This is a genomic window from Blastococcus mobilis (genome assembly GCF_900188025.1).
Taxonomy (GTDB): Bacteria; Actinomycetota; Actinomycetes; order Mycobacteriales; family Geodermatophilaceae; genus Blastococcus_B; species Blastococcus_B mobilis.
On record NZ_FZNO01000024.1, the window covers coordinates 13,719 to 29,688 of the forward strand.

The following is a 15,970-nucleotide window of genomic DNA, read 5'->3' on the forward strand; positions in this document are numbered from 1 at the left end:
AGGCGACATGTCCGGTCCCGGCTCAGCGCGTGCGGTCCGGCGCGGGCGCGGCCCCCCCGGCCCGACCCGGGGCGGACGCCTGCCGGGCGGGGCCGGTTCCCGGACGCTCCGGCAGATGGACCGAGCGCAGGAACTCCGACTGCCAGGCGTCGAAGCTGTAGTGGTCCTCGACGGCACGGCGCGCCGCATGGCCGCGGGTCCGGCGCCTGGCCTCCGGCTCCTGCACCATGCCGAGGAGTGCCTCCGCCCACGACTCGGCGTCGGCCGGCGCGAGCCCGTCGAGCTGCTCGATGACCTGGGCGTTGACGCCGACCGGCGACGCCACCGCCGGGAGCCCCGCCGCGCCGTACTGCAGCAGCTTGTACGCGCACTTGCCCCGGGTGAACGGCGTGTCGGGAAGCGGCATGATGCCGCAGTCCGCGTCGGCCAGCAAGGCGTCGGTCCGGGGTCCGTCCCACGTCACCCGGTCGGTCATGACGTCGAGCTCCCCCAGCGGACGCCGCCCCGCGCTCACCACGGTGAGTCGGGCACCGGTGAGGCGGTGCACCCGCAGCAGGGCGGGTGCGACGGGCTGCAGGAACGGTTCGGTGGACGGTGAGCCCATCCAGATCAACCGCGGGACGGGACCGACCGCGTACGACGTCTTGCGGGGGTAGTCCCGCGGCTCCACGCAGCTGGGGATCACCCGCACCTCGGGATGGATCCGTGCGGCGGCCTCGGCCAAGGAGGCGTTGCCCGCGATGACCAGGTCCGCGCCGCGCACGGCGGTCGACCATCCCGCCGCCTCCCCGAAGAAGTGATGGACACCACCGCGCGCATCCGCGTAGAGGGCGTCGTCGAAGTCGTAGACGCCCCAGCCGGCCCGCTGCAGCAGCGCGGCCTCCAGCCGCCCCCGCGTGAAGGGTCCCATCGACCGGGACACCAGCAGCCGTTCCCACGCGGGCCGCCGACCCAGGCTCCGCAGCCGTCGTTCCGCCGCGACGACGCGCAGCGGCTGCCGCAGGAGGGTGCCCGGCCGGACATTGGGCGTCCCGAGGTAGTCCAGGACCTCTGCCTCGAGCCGGAGGAACCGCAACCAGTCCAGTACGCGGACGCGCATGCTGGCGCCTGCAGCCCCGTAGGACGACCCGATGACGAGCTGTCCCCCGGTCATGGGCGCCACTGTAGGGGCGCCGTCACCGGCGACGGGCGGTTCCGCCCGCGGGCCCCCGCCCCGCTTCCCGTCGTCCACGATCAGATGCAGGTCACCGGCTCGGTGAACTCGATGATCACGGTCCGGTTGAGCGCCGCGGTCGCCGGGATGAGGTGACCGGTGGCGTCCCGGTCCGGCACGTACTCCGGGAAGTCGCTGCCGAAGCCCTTGACGCGCAGTTGCGGAATGGGCACACCGTGCGCGATCAGCACGTTGGCCACCTCCTGGGCCCGCAGCTCGGTCAGCTCCGTCACCGCCGCGGGCTCACCCTCGGAGTACCTGCCGAACACCTCGGCCACGAGCGTGCCGCGGCTGATCATCTGCTCGGCGTAGGGCCGGAGGACGTCCGCGACCCGGCTGGGGTCCCGCAGCACCGCCCCGCCGGGACGGAAGCCCAGGCCGCCACCGGAGAGCGTGAGACGCGTGGGCGTGCAGGTGAACCCCGGATCGACGGCCACCGGCCGGACGGGCGGCAGCCCCGGTTCCGGGGTGCCGGCCAGCGGTGAGACCTCGATGTCGACGACCGCCGCACCCGCCCGCTCGACGACGGTCGTCCACAGCTCCACCAGCTGGGTGCGCCGGGCCGCGTCGAGCGGCTGCTGCGGCGGGGCCGTGTCACCCAGGCCCTGGAACACGACCGAGAAGCCGTCGAGGTCGGGCAGCTGCCCGAAGTCGGCCAAGGTGTCCGCGACCTCCCGCGGGTCGGCGTCGAACATGCCGGGCCGTCCGAAGTCCATCGGACCGGTGGTGGACAGCCCGGAGTCGACGACCACGAGGGTCCGCAGTCCTGGCCGGTCGACGATGCTGGCACCGGCCAGGGTGAGGGCGGTGAGCAGATCGGTCTCCGGCGTCCTGGCACGCGCCGCCGCGACGGCGTCGTCGACCCGTCGCCGGTTCGCCTCCCGCTGCTCGTCGCGATCGGCCTCGAGTGCGGCGTCGGCGGTCAGTGGTCCGGGCCGGCCGAGCGTGTACGGAGCACCGTCGGCGACGACGACGGAGAGATAGGACTGCTGCGCCACCGCGAGGTCCCGCGCCGACGCCGCGGCGCCGTCCAGGCTCGGCCGCGGCATGTTGCTGCGCGCCCCGACGACGACGGCTAGGGCCCCGCTGGGCTCGTCGGCGGCCGAACGACCCGCGTTCACCACGGCGCCGCCCGCCAGGCCGATCGCGACCAGCGCGATGAGCGCGACCGAGCAGCCACGTAGAACAGCGGACCTCGTCACGTGCGCTCCCCTCGTCCGCCGCCGTGGCTCCCGGTGCGGGCGGGGAGTGACCATGCGGGCGACCACCGACGCTCGTCCGCGCCGCCGCAGCCCTCGCGCGGACCGCCCGGCCCCCGGGATGGCGTCGGACTATAGCCACTCCCGGCCCCCGGAAGCGGCTCGCGCGTCGCCGTCGCAGTGACCGCCGGCACACGGAGGCGGCCGGAGCTGGGCGCCCGCGCCCCGTGGAGCTGCCGGAACAGCGGACGATCACCGGGACGCGAGGGGTTAACGGGACCCGTTCTCGCAGGTACCTTGTGGCTGCCTCCGGCCACCAGGACAGGGGCAGCAGTCTGCCGGAAGCTTTGTTCAGGCACGGGCTCGTCATCTCGAGCGGGGGCACATTGACGTTGACGAATGCACTGCACGCGGTGCGCGAGCGGTGGTGGGTCCTGATCGCCGGGCTCCTCATCGGCCTCGCCGCCGCGGCGGCCGCGTCCTGGACCGCGGTGCCCGTGTACACGTCGACCACCCGGCTGTTCGTGGGTGCGACCGGCGAGGCGGAGAATGCCGACGCCTATGCGGGGGGCCTGTTCGCCCAGCAGCGCGTGCAGTCCTACGTGCGGGTGCTGGAAGGCGACCGGCTGGGCCGCCGCGTCATCGCCGATGTCGGCCTGCAGGTCACCCCCGACGAGCTGGCCGCCAAGGTGACGGTGCGGCCGGTCCCGGAGACGGCGATCCTCGAGGTGACGGTCTCCGACGGCTCGCCGGAGCGCGCACGGGCGATCGCCGATTCGTTCGGCCGGCACGCCATCGAGCAGGTGACCGTCCTGGAGACGACCGCGGGCGCGGTCGATCCAGCAGTTCGGGTGACGACGTTGGACGCGGCCACGCTCGAGACCGAGCCCGTGAGCCCCGACGTGACGCGCAACGTCGCCCTCGGGATCTCGCTCGGGTTGCTGGCCGGCCTGATGGCCGTCCTGCTGCCCGCCCGGTTCGGGCGAGGGATCGTGACCCGTGAACAGGTGCGCGAGTGCACCGGGCGGGACGTGCTGGGGGCGCTCGTGGAGGACCACCGCTTCCGGGACGTCGGCCCGCTCGCGGGGCTGCGCGCCGACTCCCCCAACCGCGAGGCGCTGCGCGCCGTCCGCGGCCGGCTGCTGCACGCTCACCGGGACACCCCGCCGCGGGTCCTCGTCGTCACGAGCGCTCTGCGCGGCGAAGGCTCGTCGGTGCTCGCCGCGAACCTGGCCGTCACCGTGGCCCAGGCCGGAGCCAGGACACTGCTGATCGACGCCGACGTGCGCAACCCCAGCGTGTCCCGGTACCTGGACCTGCCCGAGGACACCGGGCTGACCGATGTGCTCAGCGGGCGGGCCTCCCTCGAGGACGCCGTCCGGCCGTGGGGTGAGGACTCGCTCCTCGTCCTGACCGCGGGATCGGTCCCACTGGACCCGAGCGCCCTGCACGACTCGCTGTCGCTACGCGCCCTCGTCGACACCCTGAAGGACAGCTACGACGTCGTGATCATCGACGCGCCGGCGCTCGCTCCGGTGGCCGATGCCGCGGTCATGGCCGCGTGGGCCGACGGCTGCATCCTGGTCACGCGTTACGGCGGAACGCCGCGCGAGCATCTCTCGGGTGCGGCCGCCGTGCTGGCGCGGGAGCGGGCGGAGCTGCTCGGCGTCGTCCTCAACCGGGTGCCCCCGAGGTCCGCGCGTGCCCGGGGATACCGCCACCCCTATCCGGCCGACCCGGACCGCCGGGCGCGGCGTGACCTGATCGACCGGCGCCTCCACATCGGCGCCCCCGGGCGCGGAGCGCCTCGGACGGCGAACTCCGCCGTGGCGGTCAGCCCCACGGCGCGGCCGGAACGGCCGTGAGCACAGAGCACCGGGTTCCGGCCGTGTTGCCGGAGGAGACTGCGAGCGAGCCGCCCCGTGACCCGGCGGCCGGGCGCACGCCGTCACGGGTGGGCCGGGTGCTCCAGGGGCCGCTGGGCCTGCTCCGCTCCGGGGGGTTCCTCGACCTGCTGATCGCCCAGGTCGTCCCCCTCGGGGTCAGCTTCGCCCTCACCCTGGTGACGGCGGCATTCCTGGGACCTGAGCTGCGGGGCGTCCTCACCTATCTGATGACCGGCGCGCTGCTGTGCGGCGCACTGGCGTACGGCAGCCTGCACGTGCCCGTGGTGGAGAACCTCCGCACCAGGGACCGCAGCGCGTTCCGGCACGGCGTCCGACTGGTCGGGGGGCTCTCGGCGATCCTGTCGCTCACCGGCCTGGTCCTCGTGCTGGTCGGCAGCTCCGGAGACACCACGTCGAACGGCATCCCCTCGACGGTGACCCAGACCGGCTGGGTCCTCGTCGGTGGCGCCCTCGTCGTCGTCCAGCTCTTCTCCGGCCGTGTCCTGCAGGGACTGGCCCGCAACCGCGAGTACCAGGTCACGGTCGTCGTCCAGAGCCTGCTCTACCTCCTCGGCGCCGGCGCGACCCTGCTCACCACCCGGTCCCCGTTGCCGGTGTTCGCGGCCTGGGCCCTGTCGGTGGTGGCCGGCGTCGTCCTGACGGCGTACTACCTCCGCCGGCACTTCCGCGAAGGTGGTCCCTGGGTCTGGAGCGGCAGCCCGTGGGGGCGGTTCCTGCGCTCGGCGACGGCCAACAACATCGGCAGCATCGGTCAGATGGTCATGCTGCGCGCCGACGTCCTCGTCGTGGCGCTCCTGCTGGGTCCGGCCGCGGCGGGCGTCTACGGCCTGGCGCTGTCGCTGACCGAGCTCGCGCTCATCATCCCCGAGGTCTTCGCCCTGTCGGTGTTCGGCAGCCGGGCCCGGCTCGACGGGGAACGGTGGGCCGGTGAGCTGCACCGGACCGTCCGCCTGAACGCGGCCCTCTCGGTGGTCGCGGCACTGGGCATCGCGGTGCTCGCCCTCCTCCTCGCGCTCGGCCCGTTGTCGGACTTCGACGGCCTGGTCACGCTCGTGCTGATCGTGCTCCCCGGTGTGGTCGTCGCCGGGTACTCGCGCGTCGCGCTCAGCGGGCTGCAGGCACTCGGGTCCAGCGCCCACGTGTGGATGTTCGGGGTGCTGGCCCTCGCGCTCTCCGTGGGCTACGTCCCCGCGGCGATGATCGGCGGTTCCGTCGGGACGGCCGTGATGTCGAGCGTCGCGTACGCCGTCACCGCGGTCTTCCTGAAGCGGAGCCTGCGCTCGGCGCTGTCCGGGAGCGCAGCGTGATCCGGACAGCGGTGGTCGTGGTGGCATTCCGTTCCGCCGAGCACCTCCGGCACGGGCTGCCCCCGGTGATGGCCGACCCGGACGTCGGCGACATCGTCGTCGTGGACAACAGCAGCGACCCGGCCACCGCCGAGGTCGTCAGGCGAACCGGCGGCCGCGTCCGCTACATCGACCCCGGCGCCAACCTTGGGTTCGCCACGGCGTGCAACATCGGGTACCGGGCCACCGGGGATCCGGTCGTCACCTTCCTCAATCCCGACGTGGTCCTCGAGCGCGGGGTGGGTGAGCTGGTGAAGGCCTGCGCTGCCGACGGGTCCCTGGTCGTCGCCGGTGGCCTGGCCAGCGGCGACGAGGACGTGCTGCTCAACGCGCGCTACCGGGTCACGTTGTGGAACGAGCTCCGCCGCGCGGTCCTGGGTGCGCGCGTCTCCTTCGACCCCCGGCCGTTCGGGACGACGACGACGCCCGTGGCCCAGGTGGACGGCGCCTTCCTCATGGCCGCACGGACGTTCCTCGATGCGCTCGGCGGCTTCGACGAACGGTTCGAGCTGTACTTCGAGGACGTCGACCTCTGCGACCGCGCACGGGAGCGCGGCCACGTCGTCATGGACACCCAGCGGTACGGCACCCACGCGGCCGGCGCGAGCTCGCGGACGGTGGCCGCCGCGTCGTACTGCGTCTTCCGGGTCTCCCGGATCCGCTACTTCGCGGCGCGCGCGGGCACGCTCGCTGCTGCCGCCGCCGTGGCGATCACCGCCGTCGAGCTGGTCGTCCGCACCCTGACGCGGCAGCCGGAGGGCTGGTCGGTGCGGCTGCGCGCGCTGCGCCTGGCCGCCCGGGAACTGCTGCGCCCGGGCACTGTCAGGGTGCTGTCGTGACTGCCGGGAGCGGGCACGGCCGGCCGCTCGGCCGGGCGTAGGGAGAGCCATGTCGACCGCACTGCTCATCATCGGCTGCATCGCCCTGTTCGTGCCCTGCTACGCGCGCTTCGGCCTCCTCCACCCGTTGACGCTCACGGTGGCGCTGTGGCTGTCCATCTCCCTGCTCTTCGCCGCCCACCCGGCCGACCTCGTGCCGCCCCGGATGCGGGTCGCCGCAGCCATCCTGCTGGGGCTGACCGCCCTGGCGATGCCCTCCCTGCTGCTCGGCCGGTCGCCTCGCCGGGAGGCGCCCTCCCGTCCCGGGGAGAACCCCCGCGCCCCGGTGCCCGTGACCTTCCACGTCGGACGCCTGGTGCTCGTGACCGTCATCGTGCTGGGCATCGTCGGCTGGGGCGTCGTCCAGTACCGGAGCGCGATCTCGGCGGCCCTGGGCCGGCCGTTCGGCGAGGCGGACGCGAAGCTGGTCCGCTGGGCGGAGCTCTACGGGGACCTGGCGCTCAGCGGCAGCGTGGGAGTCGCCATGGCGTTGGCCCCGCTCCTGGGGGCCTTCGCGGTGATCGGGGGCCTGTGCCACCGGTGGTGGTGGTACCTGCTGCTTCCGGTGGCCCTGACCGCGACGATGCAGTCACCCTCGCGGACGGCCACTGTCACGGTGCTCGTGACCAGCGTCTTCTTCTTCGTCCTGCTCTCCAGGACGCCTGGGCTGCCCCGCAGGAGGCCACCCGTCGCGCCGTCGCACTGGCGAACGGCGAGCCTGTTCTCCTTCGTGGGCGCGCTGGGTCTGGTCTATTTCTCCTTCGTCGGGCAGGCGCTCGAGAAGTCGGAGGTCGAGCCGGGGCTGCGGACCGCCGGCTGGCTGCCCGACTTCCTGGTGCAGCCGCTGCTGTACCAGCTGGGCAGCGTCAGCGCCTTCTCCGCTGCGCTGGACGAACCGCCCGACGGCGAGGGGCCCTATGGCGCCTTCGGCCGGTCGGTCTACGCGGTCGTGAAGCTGGTGCAACTGGTGGGCGTCGACATCCCCACCCCCGCCCCGTTCGCCAGCTACGTCGAGATCCCCATCCCCTTCAACACCTACACGGCGTTCGGCGACGCCTACTTCGACTTCGGGCTGACCGGGGTCCTCGTCGTGTTCCTGTTCACGGGCCTCGCCCTGCACACCCTGACCGTCTGGCCACGGCGCGGTCATCCCGGCTCGGCATGGGCGCTGAGCATGCTGATGGCCGTCCTGACGGCCACGCCCATCCACATGCGCGTCCTCGACGGGGACATCCTCATCCCCGCCGCCATCGGCTGCGCCATGGTCGCGTTCGTGCTCCGCCCGGCAACTGCCCGCACGGCCGGGCCGGCGGCCGTCCGGGCCGGGGGGCCCATGTTCACACCCCGGGGGGTGCCGCCCACGGACGGCAGCCCGGACCGCGGGGGACCGACCCCGTCCGGACGCGAGACGGAGGCGCGTGGCCGGTGACCGACGTGCACGGGAAAGGGGACGGCGTGCCTGATCGACCCGTCCGGGTAGGACTGGTGACCAGCGTGGGGCGCACGCTGGACGCCTTCTTCCCGGCGATCGTGGAGCGGCTCGAGGAACGAGGGTTCGCGGTCTCCTCGGCGAGCGGCACGCAGTCCCGGCTGCCCGCCTGGACCCCGCTGGCCGGCTTCAGCCAGCGACCGTCCTGGAGCGTTCCGACCGCCATCCGGGCCGTCCGGGCCTGGTCCCGGGAACTCGACCACGACGTCGTCATCACCAACACCGCCACCGCCTCGGCCCTGGTGCGAGCGGCTCGCCTGCGCGCCCCGGTCATCTACTTCTGCCATGGCCTGCACTGGGGCCGGGACACCGAACCCGGTGCGCTCCCCTGGCGGGTCGTGGAGACGGCCCTGCTCCGCCGGACGGCCGGCGTGATCACGATCAACCGCGACGACCAGGCCTGGTTCGAGCGGCACGGCGGGCCGCGGGTGCACCGGCTGCCGTACGGCGTCGGCGTCCCGCTGGAGGACTATCCGCAGGCCGACGTCCCCGACGGGAGCCTGGACCTGCTGTGGGTGGGTGACTTCACGCCACGCAAGCGGCCCCTCCTGGCGGTCGCGGTGATCCGGCGGCTGGTCGACCGAGGCTGCGACGTGCGGCTGCGCATGCTGGGCGACGGGCCACTGCACACTGCGGTCCTGCGGGAGATCGCCGCGCAGGGGCTCGACCGGGTCATCCGGGCGGACGGCCGGGGCCGCGTCGCCCCGGCGCTGGCATCTGCCACCGCCCTCCTCCACACCGCCGAGTGGGAGGGCCTGCCCCGGGTGGCGCTCGAGGCGGCGGCGGTCGGGCGCTGGAGCTACGGCTTCGACGTGAAGGGCCTCCGCGATGCGCCCCTGGTGCGGGTCGCGCCGGACGGCGACGTCGACTCCCTGGCCCGGCTGATCCAGGACGACGACGCGCGGGGCGCCCTCAGGGAGGTACCGGACGTGCGGACCTCGCTCAGCGTGACCGCTGCGGCCGACGGCATCGGCGCAGCCATCCTCGACACGCTGGGCCGCTCGCAGCCGGCGCACCGGGACGGGAGCCGCCCGACCGAGTGAAGCGCGGGCCGGCGAGCCGCCCTCCGGGCTGCTGTCCGGCAGCCGTGCTCAGGGGGCGCGCCAGGGTGGGAAGAACCCGTCCGTGTCATCGGTCCCCGCCAGCTCCCGGTACCGCAGGCGGTCGTGGACGATCTTGGCGATGTGGAACGGCAGCGGCTCGCTCTGTGGGTCGTAGCGGTGCTTGAAGACGTACAGCGAGGACTCCGCCGAGCCGCCGACCCCGCCGCCGAGGTGGAAGAGCGTCATGCCGCGGGCCTGCGCCCACTCGGCCGCAGCGAGGAAGCAGCGGTTGGAGGCACCGATCGAGCGGGCCGCCTCGTCCGAGGCGCCCAGGTGGTAGTGCAGCCGGGAACCTTCGGCGAAGCACAGCAGTGAGGCGACGAGCCGGCCCTCGAGCCGGCCCTCGACGAGGACGGGTTGCAGGGTCCCGCCGTCGGCCAGCAGGGCCTCCCAGTACTCGGTCGGGAAGTAGAAGAAGGGGTGTGCCTGCTGGCGGCGCATGGTGGCGACGTAGAGCTCGCGGAAGTCGGCCAGCGAGTCCGGTCGGGGCACGACGGCGACCTCGAGGCCGGCTCGCTCGGCTCGGCGCGCCGCCCGTCGGTGGTGCGGATGCATGCCGGCCGTCAGGTCTCGCCCGGGCGACACGTCCCACGCCACGGTGGAACCGACGAGGACGGTCTCGGCCCTGGCCGGGAGCAACCGGTGGTTGTCGAGCAGGGGGTGGCATCGCAGGAACGTCGCCACGACCCCGTTGGCTCGGGCCCACGTGTCGAGGGCGCGTCCGAACGCGGGACGAGCGCCGCCCGTCCTCGCCGTCGGCCCGCCGTACCCGTAGGCGCTGGTGGCGTCCCAGCCCGTCCCGTCCGGCAGCAGCCGCAGCAGCAGCGGCAGCGCCATCTCGCCGGTCCGGTGCCGGAAGTGCAGCAGCACCGGCTCGGTCCCGGGCACCTCCAGCAGCGCCGAGGCACGGTGGTACGCCGCCCGGGTGTAGGTGTCCAGTCCGCCGAGGCGGGCGATCAGCGCGTCCCACTCGTCCAGGGGGACGACCTCGACGTCGCCCACCGAGGCGACGGATGCGGGCTCGGGCGCGCTCGACGGCGGCTGCAACTCCGGGCTGGCCACCGTCAGCCGCGCTCGACGCGCCCGCGAGGGACGGACAGAGGGGTCGGCCGTCCCTCGGGGAGTCGGGAGAAGTCCACGTCCCGGAGGCTAACGCCGCCGGGCGGGGTCCATAAGGCCTCACGCTGCGTGAATGCACCGAGGAGAGGACCGCTGTCACGGCGAGGTCGTCCCACCGCGTCTTGGGCGGTGGCGGACCCCGGCCGGCACCGGACATGCCGCCGTCACCAGCGACGGACTGCCCGGGCCGTCGCTGTCGACAGCGCAGACGCAATCGCGAGGTGACGGAGGATGACGACAGACCGTTGCGTCACCGCGCAGTTCCTCAACCACTGTGCGTCATATCCGCAGAACGATGCGCCGATCCTCGGCGAACCGCCGCGCCCACGGTCCCCGTCGTCCCAACTGCCGCGCAGAACGAAGGTCACACGACCCACTTGCGGCATTACCGTCCGCCCCTGGTCGCTCGACCGACACAGCGACACACGTGCGGACTCCACTGGGAGGAGTCCGCTGGTGAAACGGGGGGCGCGTGCAGGGCAACGTCACGCTCAGGTCCTTACGGGACCACAGCTACTTCATCGTCCTCGGCGTGCTCCTCGGGCTGGGCGCGGCCGGCCTGCTGACCTGGACGACCGAGCGGACCTACACCTCGTCGACACAGCTCTTCGTGGGCGCGGTCGGTGCCACGGACACGGCCGACGCCTACGAGGGCAACCTCTTCTCGCAGGAACGGGTCGCGTCCTACGCCCAGATACTCACCTCACCGGACCTCGCCGAGCGGGTCGTCGACGAGCTCGGGCTCGATCTGACCGCCGGGGAGCTGGCGGCGAAGGTGACCGCCGCACCCGTGCCGGAGACCGTGGTCCTCGAGGTCAAGGTCACCGACACGTCGGCCGAGCGCGCACAGGCCATCGCGACGTCCCTGGGACGCCAGTTCGCCAGCCGGGTGACCGAGCTGGAGACCCCCGCGGGCGCGTCCTCGTCGACCGTCGCCGTCAGCACGATCCAGACACCCGACTTCAACCCCGAACCGGCGAGCCCCGACGTTCCCGGCACCCTCGGTCGTGGAGCTGCCATCGGCCTGGTCCTGGGCACGGGGGTCGCCCTGCTGCGGACCCGGACCGACCGGGCCGTCCGGAGGGACGACGACGTGGAGGAGGCGGCCGGCGCCCACGTGGTCGGGCGGGTCCTCGAGCAGCATCGATGGGCCCGGACCCGCCTGCCCGCCGATGTGTTCGGCCAGTCCCCGGCCGCGGAGGCCTACCGGGCTCTGCGGGTGAATCTCCGCCACCTCGACGGGCGGCGTCGGCCGCAGGCCGTCGTCGTGACCGGCCCGTTGCCCGGCGCCGGCGCCTCCACCGTCGCGGTCAACCTGTCGGCCTCGCTGGCCGCGTCCGGTCAGCGGGTACTCCTCATCGACGGCGACCTGCGCCGCCCGCGGGTCACCCACTGCCTGGGTCTCCCGGACGGTCCAGGCCTGACCGACGTCCTGACCGGGTCGGCAGAGCTGCACGACGTGGTGCGGCCCTGGCGTGGCGGGCGACTGTCCGTCCTGGGTGCCGGTCCCCTTCCCTCCGACCCCGAGGCGTTGCTCGGTTCGGCCAGGATGCGCTCGTTGCTGGACGTGCTGCGCGACCAGTACGACCAGGTGATCCTCGATGCGCCACCCCTGCTCTCCGTCGTCGACGCCGCCGTGCTGAGCGCCGTCGCCGACAGCTGCCTGCTGGTCGCCCGTTACGGCCGGACCAGGCGCGAGCACCTGGCCGAGGCCGCGGCCATGGTGACCCGCGTGCGCGTCCCCTCCCTCGGCGTGGTGCTCAACCGGGTGCCCCGGCGGGCCGCCGTCGGCTCCCCGGGAGCCCGCGGTTACCGGGCCGAGGGCCATCGCAGGACGACCGAGACCATGGTCGCCGGATCGTCGGCCGACCCCGATGCGCGCCCCGGCGCGGGCGCTCCCGACCGACTCCCGCCCCACGAGTGAGCGGCATGCGACGCCGTCGCGCACTGGTCCGCGGGACGGCGAACCCCTCCGAAGGGACTGGACAGGCACCGACACGGCAGGCATCGGGATCGGAGGCTGGCATGGCCGGCAAGGACCGCAACTGGCGCTGGACGATCATCCGCCTCGCGATGCTGGGCGGCGACCTGATCTCCCTCGCAGCCGGGCTGGTCCTCGCCACGACGGCCAGGTACACGGGCTCGCTGGACCAGATGAACACCAACGGGCTGCTGGTCGGGATGGCGCTGACGACGCTGGTCTTCCCCATCGCCTCGACCGTGCTGCGGCTCCACCAGGGCCGCTACGCGGTGGGCAGCGCCGAGGAGTTGAAGAGCCTGGGCGCCGCCGTCGGTATCACCGCGCTCGCGGTCCTGACCGTCGTCGCCCTGGCGGGTTCCCCCCGCCTGCTCCCGTTGAGCGTCCCGGCCATCGCCGCCGTCCTCTCCTTCGTCATCATGATCGGCTTCCGGCTGGCCCTCAGGAGCCAGCGGGAGGGCGCCGTCCGCCCGCGGACCGGGCAGCGCACCCTCGTGTTCGGGGCCGGCATCGCCGGCGAGCAGCTGGTCCGGTCGATGCTGGCCGATCCGGCCAGTCCCTATCTGCCGGTGGGCCTCCTGGACGACGACCCGACCAAGCGGCATCTCCGCATCCGCGGGGTCCGCATGATGGGCGGGCGCGAGCGGCTGGGCGCCGCGGCGGCCGCGACCGGCGCCGAGGTGGTGGTGGTGGCGCTGCCCTCGGCGGGATCGGAGCTGGTCCGCGACATCTCGCAGCGGGCTTCCGAGGCGGACCTGGTGGTGAAGGTGCTCCCGCGCGTGGCCGACCTGCTCAACCGGCGCGTGGGCATCCGGGACGTCCGCGACATCGATGTCGCCGACCTGCTCGGCCGGCGGCAGATCGACACGAACGTCACCGAGATCGCGCACTACCTCCGCGGGAAGCGGGTCCTGGTCACCGGCGCCGGCGGCTCCATCGGCTCCGAGCTCTGCCGCCAGATCCACCGGTTCGGCCCCGGCGAGCTGCTGATGCTCGACCGGGACGAGTCGGCACTGCACGCGCTCGAGCTGTCGATCTTCGGCGAGGCCCGCCTCGATCTCCCCCAGGCCATCCTCGCCGACATCCGGGACGCCGCGACGCTGGAGAGCCTGTTCGCCGAACGGCGCCCCGACGTGGTGTTCCACGCCGCCGCCCTCAAGCACGTGAACATGCTCGAGCAGTATCCGGACGAGGGCTGGAAGACCAACGTGCTCGGCACGCGGAACGTCCTGTCCGCGGCGACCGCCGTCGGCGTCACGCACTTCATCAACGTCTCGACGGACAAGGCCGCGGACCCGGCCAACGTCCTCGGTCACACCAAGCGCATCGCGGAGCAGCTGACCGCGGCCTACGCCCAGCGCGGCACCGGCCAGTACCTGTCGGTGCGGTTCGGCAACGTCCTGGGCAGCCGGGGATCGGTCCTCGAGACGTTCGCCGCCCAGATCGCCCGCGGCGGCCCCGTCACGATCACCCACCCCGAGGTGACCCGGTACTTCATGACGATCCCCGAGGCGGTCCAGCTGGTCATCCAGGCCGGTGCGATCGGGAGGAACGGGGAGGCGCTGGTCCTGGACATGGGCACTCCGGTACGCATCCGCGACGTGGCCACCCACCTGATCAATCTGGAGGGGCGGCCCATCGACATCGAGATCACCGGGCTGCGGCCCGGCGAGAAGCTGCACGAGGACCTGTTCGGCTCCGGCGAGCACGGCAGCCGCCCGATCCATCCCATGATCAGCCACGTGGCCGTTCCGCCGCTCTCCCCGACGGACCTGGACCGTCTGCCGAGGCGGTACGTCCTCGAGTCGAACACGACCGCGGACCCCCCCGACGGATCCCTGCGGCTGGGGAACACCGCCGTGGGCGACTCGCGAAGTGTTGCGTCGTGACGGCGGCACCTGCCCAGCGGGGCGCGCGGATCCTGCTGTCGTCCCCCGACGTGGGCGGCCGCGAGCAGGAACTGGTCGCCGAGGCCATCGCGTCGGGGTGGATCGCCCCGCTGGGGCCGATGGTCGACGCATTCGAGGAGCGGATCGCCGAGCGGTGCGGCCGTCGTCACGCCGTCGCCCTCTCATCGGGCACGGCCGCCCTCCATCTGGGGCTGCTGGAACTGGGCGTGCGCCCCGGGACGGCGGTGATCGTCCCGACGCTGACGTTCGCGGCCACCGCGAACGCCGTGACCTACTGCGGCGCCGAGCCGGTGTTCGTCGACTGCGACCCCGACTCCGGCGTCCTCAGCCCGGAGCTCCTCGAGCACGCGCTGCTGTCCCTGCAGCAGGCGGGCACGGACGTGTCCGCGGTCGTGCCGGTGGACCTGCTGGGTCGCTGTGCCGACTACACCGCGCTGGACCCGGTGTGTGACCGCTTCGGCGTCCCGGTCGTCTCCGACGCGGCCGAGTCCCTGGGTGCCGCGCACGCCTCCCGGCCCGCCGGGTCGTTCGGGGCCGTCGCCGCGCTCTCGTTCAACGGCAACAAGATCATGACCACCAGCGGCGGAGGGATGCTGCTGACCGACGACCCGCGGACCGCCGATCGGGTCCGCTATCTCAGCACCCAGGCCCGGCAACCGGCCGTGCACTACGAGCACACCGAGATCGGCTTCAACTACCGGATGAGCAACGTGCTCGCCGCACTCGGCCTGGCCCAGCTGGAGCGGCTGGACGGGATGATCGGCCGGCGCCGTGCGCTGCGCGAGCGGTACGCGGAGGTGTTCACCGGCATCCCGGGTGCCGACATCTTCCAGCGGTCCGGGGACCGGTCCGACAACTGCTGGCTCACCGCGGTGATCGTGGACCGGGACCGGACGGGTTGGTCGGTCGAGGAGTTGCGGGCGGCACTGGAGGCGGCCGGCATCGAGTCCCGGCCACTGTGGAAGCCGATGCACCAGCAGCCGGTGTTCGCCGGTGCGCCTACCTACCTCGACGGCTCCGCCGACCGGTTGTTCGACTGCGGGCTGACCCTGCCGAGCGGTTCGGCGCTCCGGGACGACCAGGTGGACACCGTCATGGGTGCCCTCGGCGCCTTCCTGGGAGAGCGGCGATGAGCCGGTCGCGCCGCGCGCTCTACCTCCCGGCGAAACGGGCCCTCGACGTGCTCGTCGCCGGCGTGGGGCTCCTGGTCTCGGCACCGGTCATGGCCGTCCTCGCGGTCGCCGTGCGGCGCGACGTGGGTTCCCCCGTGCTCTTCCGGCAGCTGCGTCCCGGCCGGCACGGTGAGCCGTTCGAGCTGGTCAAGTTCCGCACGATGCGGACACTGGGCAGCTCGGACAGCGTCGCCAACGATGCGGAGCGGCTGACGCCGTTCGGCCGCTGGCTGCGGAGCACCAGCCTGGACGAGCTGCCGACCCTGTGGAACGTGCTGCGCGGGGACATGAGCCTCGTCGGGCCGCGGCCGCTGCTCATGGAGTATCTCGACCGGTACACCCCGGTGCAGGCGCGCCGGCACGACGTCCGGCCCGGAGTGACGGGACTGGCCCAGGTCCGCGGGCGGAACCTGCTGAGCTGGGAGGAGAAGTTCGCCGCCGACGTCGAGTACGTCGACCGGATGGGCCCGGTCCTGGACGCGCGGATCCTGGCGGCGACGCTGGCCACGGTGCTGCGCCGCCAGGGCATCTCCGCGCCCGATGCCGCGACGATGCACCTGTTCACCGGCGAGCGTCGGGACGCCGCCTGAGGGGCACGACCCCGAGCACCACGCCGGCAGGGCCCTGGACGGCCGCCTCCGATGTCAGGAAGGCGG

Annotated in this window: 12 protein-coding genes; 9 read left to right on the top strand and 3 right to left on the bottom strand. The window is 73.3% G+C overall.

Translation table 11 applies throughout. The features are described from left to right. Positions 1-22 precede the first annotated feature (22 nt). Together CHB94_RS25795 and CHB94_RS18835 are read right to left on the bottom strand one after the other, a co-directional pair. Positions 23-1,153 (bottom strand): glycosyltransferase, encoded by a 1,131-nt coding sequence (locus CHB94_RS25795; RefSeq protein ID WP_089338099.1) that lies wholly within the window; start codon positions 1,151-1,153, stop codon positions 23-25. A gap of 80 nt (positions 1,154-1,233) precedes the next feature. Next, positions 1,234-2,415, bottom strand: coding sequence for an OmpA family protein (locus CHB94_RS18835; RefSeq protein WP_089338100.1), 1,182 nt, complete (start codon positions 2,413-2,415; stop codon positions 1,234-1,236). Between the two features lie 296 nt (positions 2,416-2,711). On the opposite strand from CHB94_RS18835, the gene CHB94_RS18840 reads away from it, so the two are divergent. Genes CHB94_RS18840 through CHB94_RS18860 form a run of 5 tightly spaced genes read left to right on the top strand, consistent with a single transcriptional unit; the run spans position 2,712 to position 9,075 of the window. Continuing rightward, positions 2,712-4,277, top strand: coding sequence for a tyrosine-protein kinase domain-containing protein (locus CHB94_RS18840; RefSeq protein WP_254920772.1), 1,566 nt, complete (start codon positions 2,712-2,714; stop codon positions 4,275-4,277). Then, positions 4,274-5,626: an MATE family efflux transporter gene (locus CHB94_RS25335; protein WP_176445635.1), complete on the top strand. Its 1,353-nt coding sequence runs from the start codon at positions 4,274-4,276 to the stop codon at positions 5,624-5,626. Before CHB94_RS18840 ends, CHB94_RS25335 begins: the two co-directional genes overlap by 4 nt. After that, a complete protein-coding gene (locus CHB94_RS18850) occupies positions 5,623-6,504 on the top strand; it encodes a glycosyltransferase (RefSeq protein ID WP_176445636.1) in 882 nt (293 codons plus the stop codon). The genes CHB94_RS25335 and CHB94_RS18850 overlap by 4 nt, the downstream gene beginning before the upstream one ends. Positions 6,505-6,553: 49 nt before the next feature. After that, a complete protein-coding gene (locus CHB94_RS18855) occupies positions 6,554-7,972 on the top strand; it encodes an O-antigen polymerase (protein WP_089338104.1) in 1,419 nt (472 codons plus the stop codon). Positions 7,973-7,998: 26 nt separating this feature from the next. Beyond that, positions 7,999-9,075: a glycosyltransferase gene (locus CHB94_RS18860; RefSeq protein WP_141137553.1), complete on the top strand. Its 1,077-nt coding sequence runs from the start codon at positions 7,999-8,001 to the stop codon at positions 9,073-9,075. Positions 9,076-9,123: 48 nt separating this feature from the next. Here CHB94_RS18860 and CHB94_RS18865 read toward each other — a convergent pair whose 3' ends face one another. After that, positions 9,124-10,197, bottom strand: a complete 1,074-nt coding sequence (locus CHB94_RS18865) for a GNAT family N-acetyltransferase (RefSeq protein WP_089338106.1) — start codon at positions 10,195-10,197, stop codon at positions 9,124-9,126. A gap of 529 nt (positions 10,198-10,726) precedes the next feature. Between CHB94_RS18865 and CHB94_RS18870 the strand changes: the two genes are divergently transcribed. From CHB94_RS18870 to CHB94_RS18885, 4 genes are all read left to right on the top strand, one after another. Next, complete coding sequence (locus CHB94_RS18870) at positions 10,727-12,178, top strand: tyrosine-protein kinase domain-containing protein (protein ID WP_089338107.1); 1,452 nt, start codon at positions 10,727-10,729, stop codon at positions 12,176-12,178. Positions 12,179-12,279: 101 nt separating this feature from the next. After that, on the top strand, positions 12,280-14,121 hold the full coding sequence (locus CHB94_RS18875) for a polysaccharide biosynthesis protein (RefSeq protein ID WP_089338108.1): 1,842 nt from the start codon (positions 12,280-12,282) through the stop codon (positions 14,119-14,121). Next, entirely contained in the window at positions 14,118-15,275 is a 1,158-nt protein-coding gene (locus CHB94_RS18880; protein WP_217899381.1) for an aminotransferase class I/II-fold pyridoxal phosphate-dependent enzyme, read from the top strand. The genes CHB94_RS18875 and CHB94_RS18880 overlap by 4 nt, the downstream gene beginning before the upstream one ends. Next, positions 15,272-15,904, top strand: coding sequence for a sugar transferase (locus tag CHB94_RS18885; protein WP_089338109.1), 633 nt, complete (start codon positions 15,272-15,274; stop codon positions 15,902-15,904). Before CHB94_RS18880 ends, CHB94_RS18885 begins: the two co-directional genes overlap by 4 nt. The last annotated feature ends 66 nt before the right edge of the window (positions 15,905-15,970 follow it).

What these genes read in the sequence shown, in the direction of transcription:
- CHB94_RS18885 (WP_089338109.1), top strand. Translation starts at nt 15,272, where the DNA reads ATGAGCCGGTCGCGCCGCGCGCTCTACCTCCCGGCGAAACGGGCCCTC.
- CHB94_RS18875 (WP_089338108.1), top strand. Translation starts at nt 12,280, where the DNA reads ATGGCCGGCAAGGACCGCAACTGGCGCTGGACGATCATCCGCCTCGCG.
- CHB94_RS18855 (WP_089338104.1), top strand. Translation starts at nt 6,554, where the DNA reads ATGTCGACCGCACTGCTCATCATCGGCTGCATCGCCCTGTTCGTGCCC.
- CHB94_RS25795 (WP_089338099.1), bottom strand. Translation starts at nt 1,153, where the DNA reads ATGACCGGGGGACAGCTCGTCATCGGGTCGTCCTACGGGGCTGCAGGC.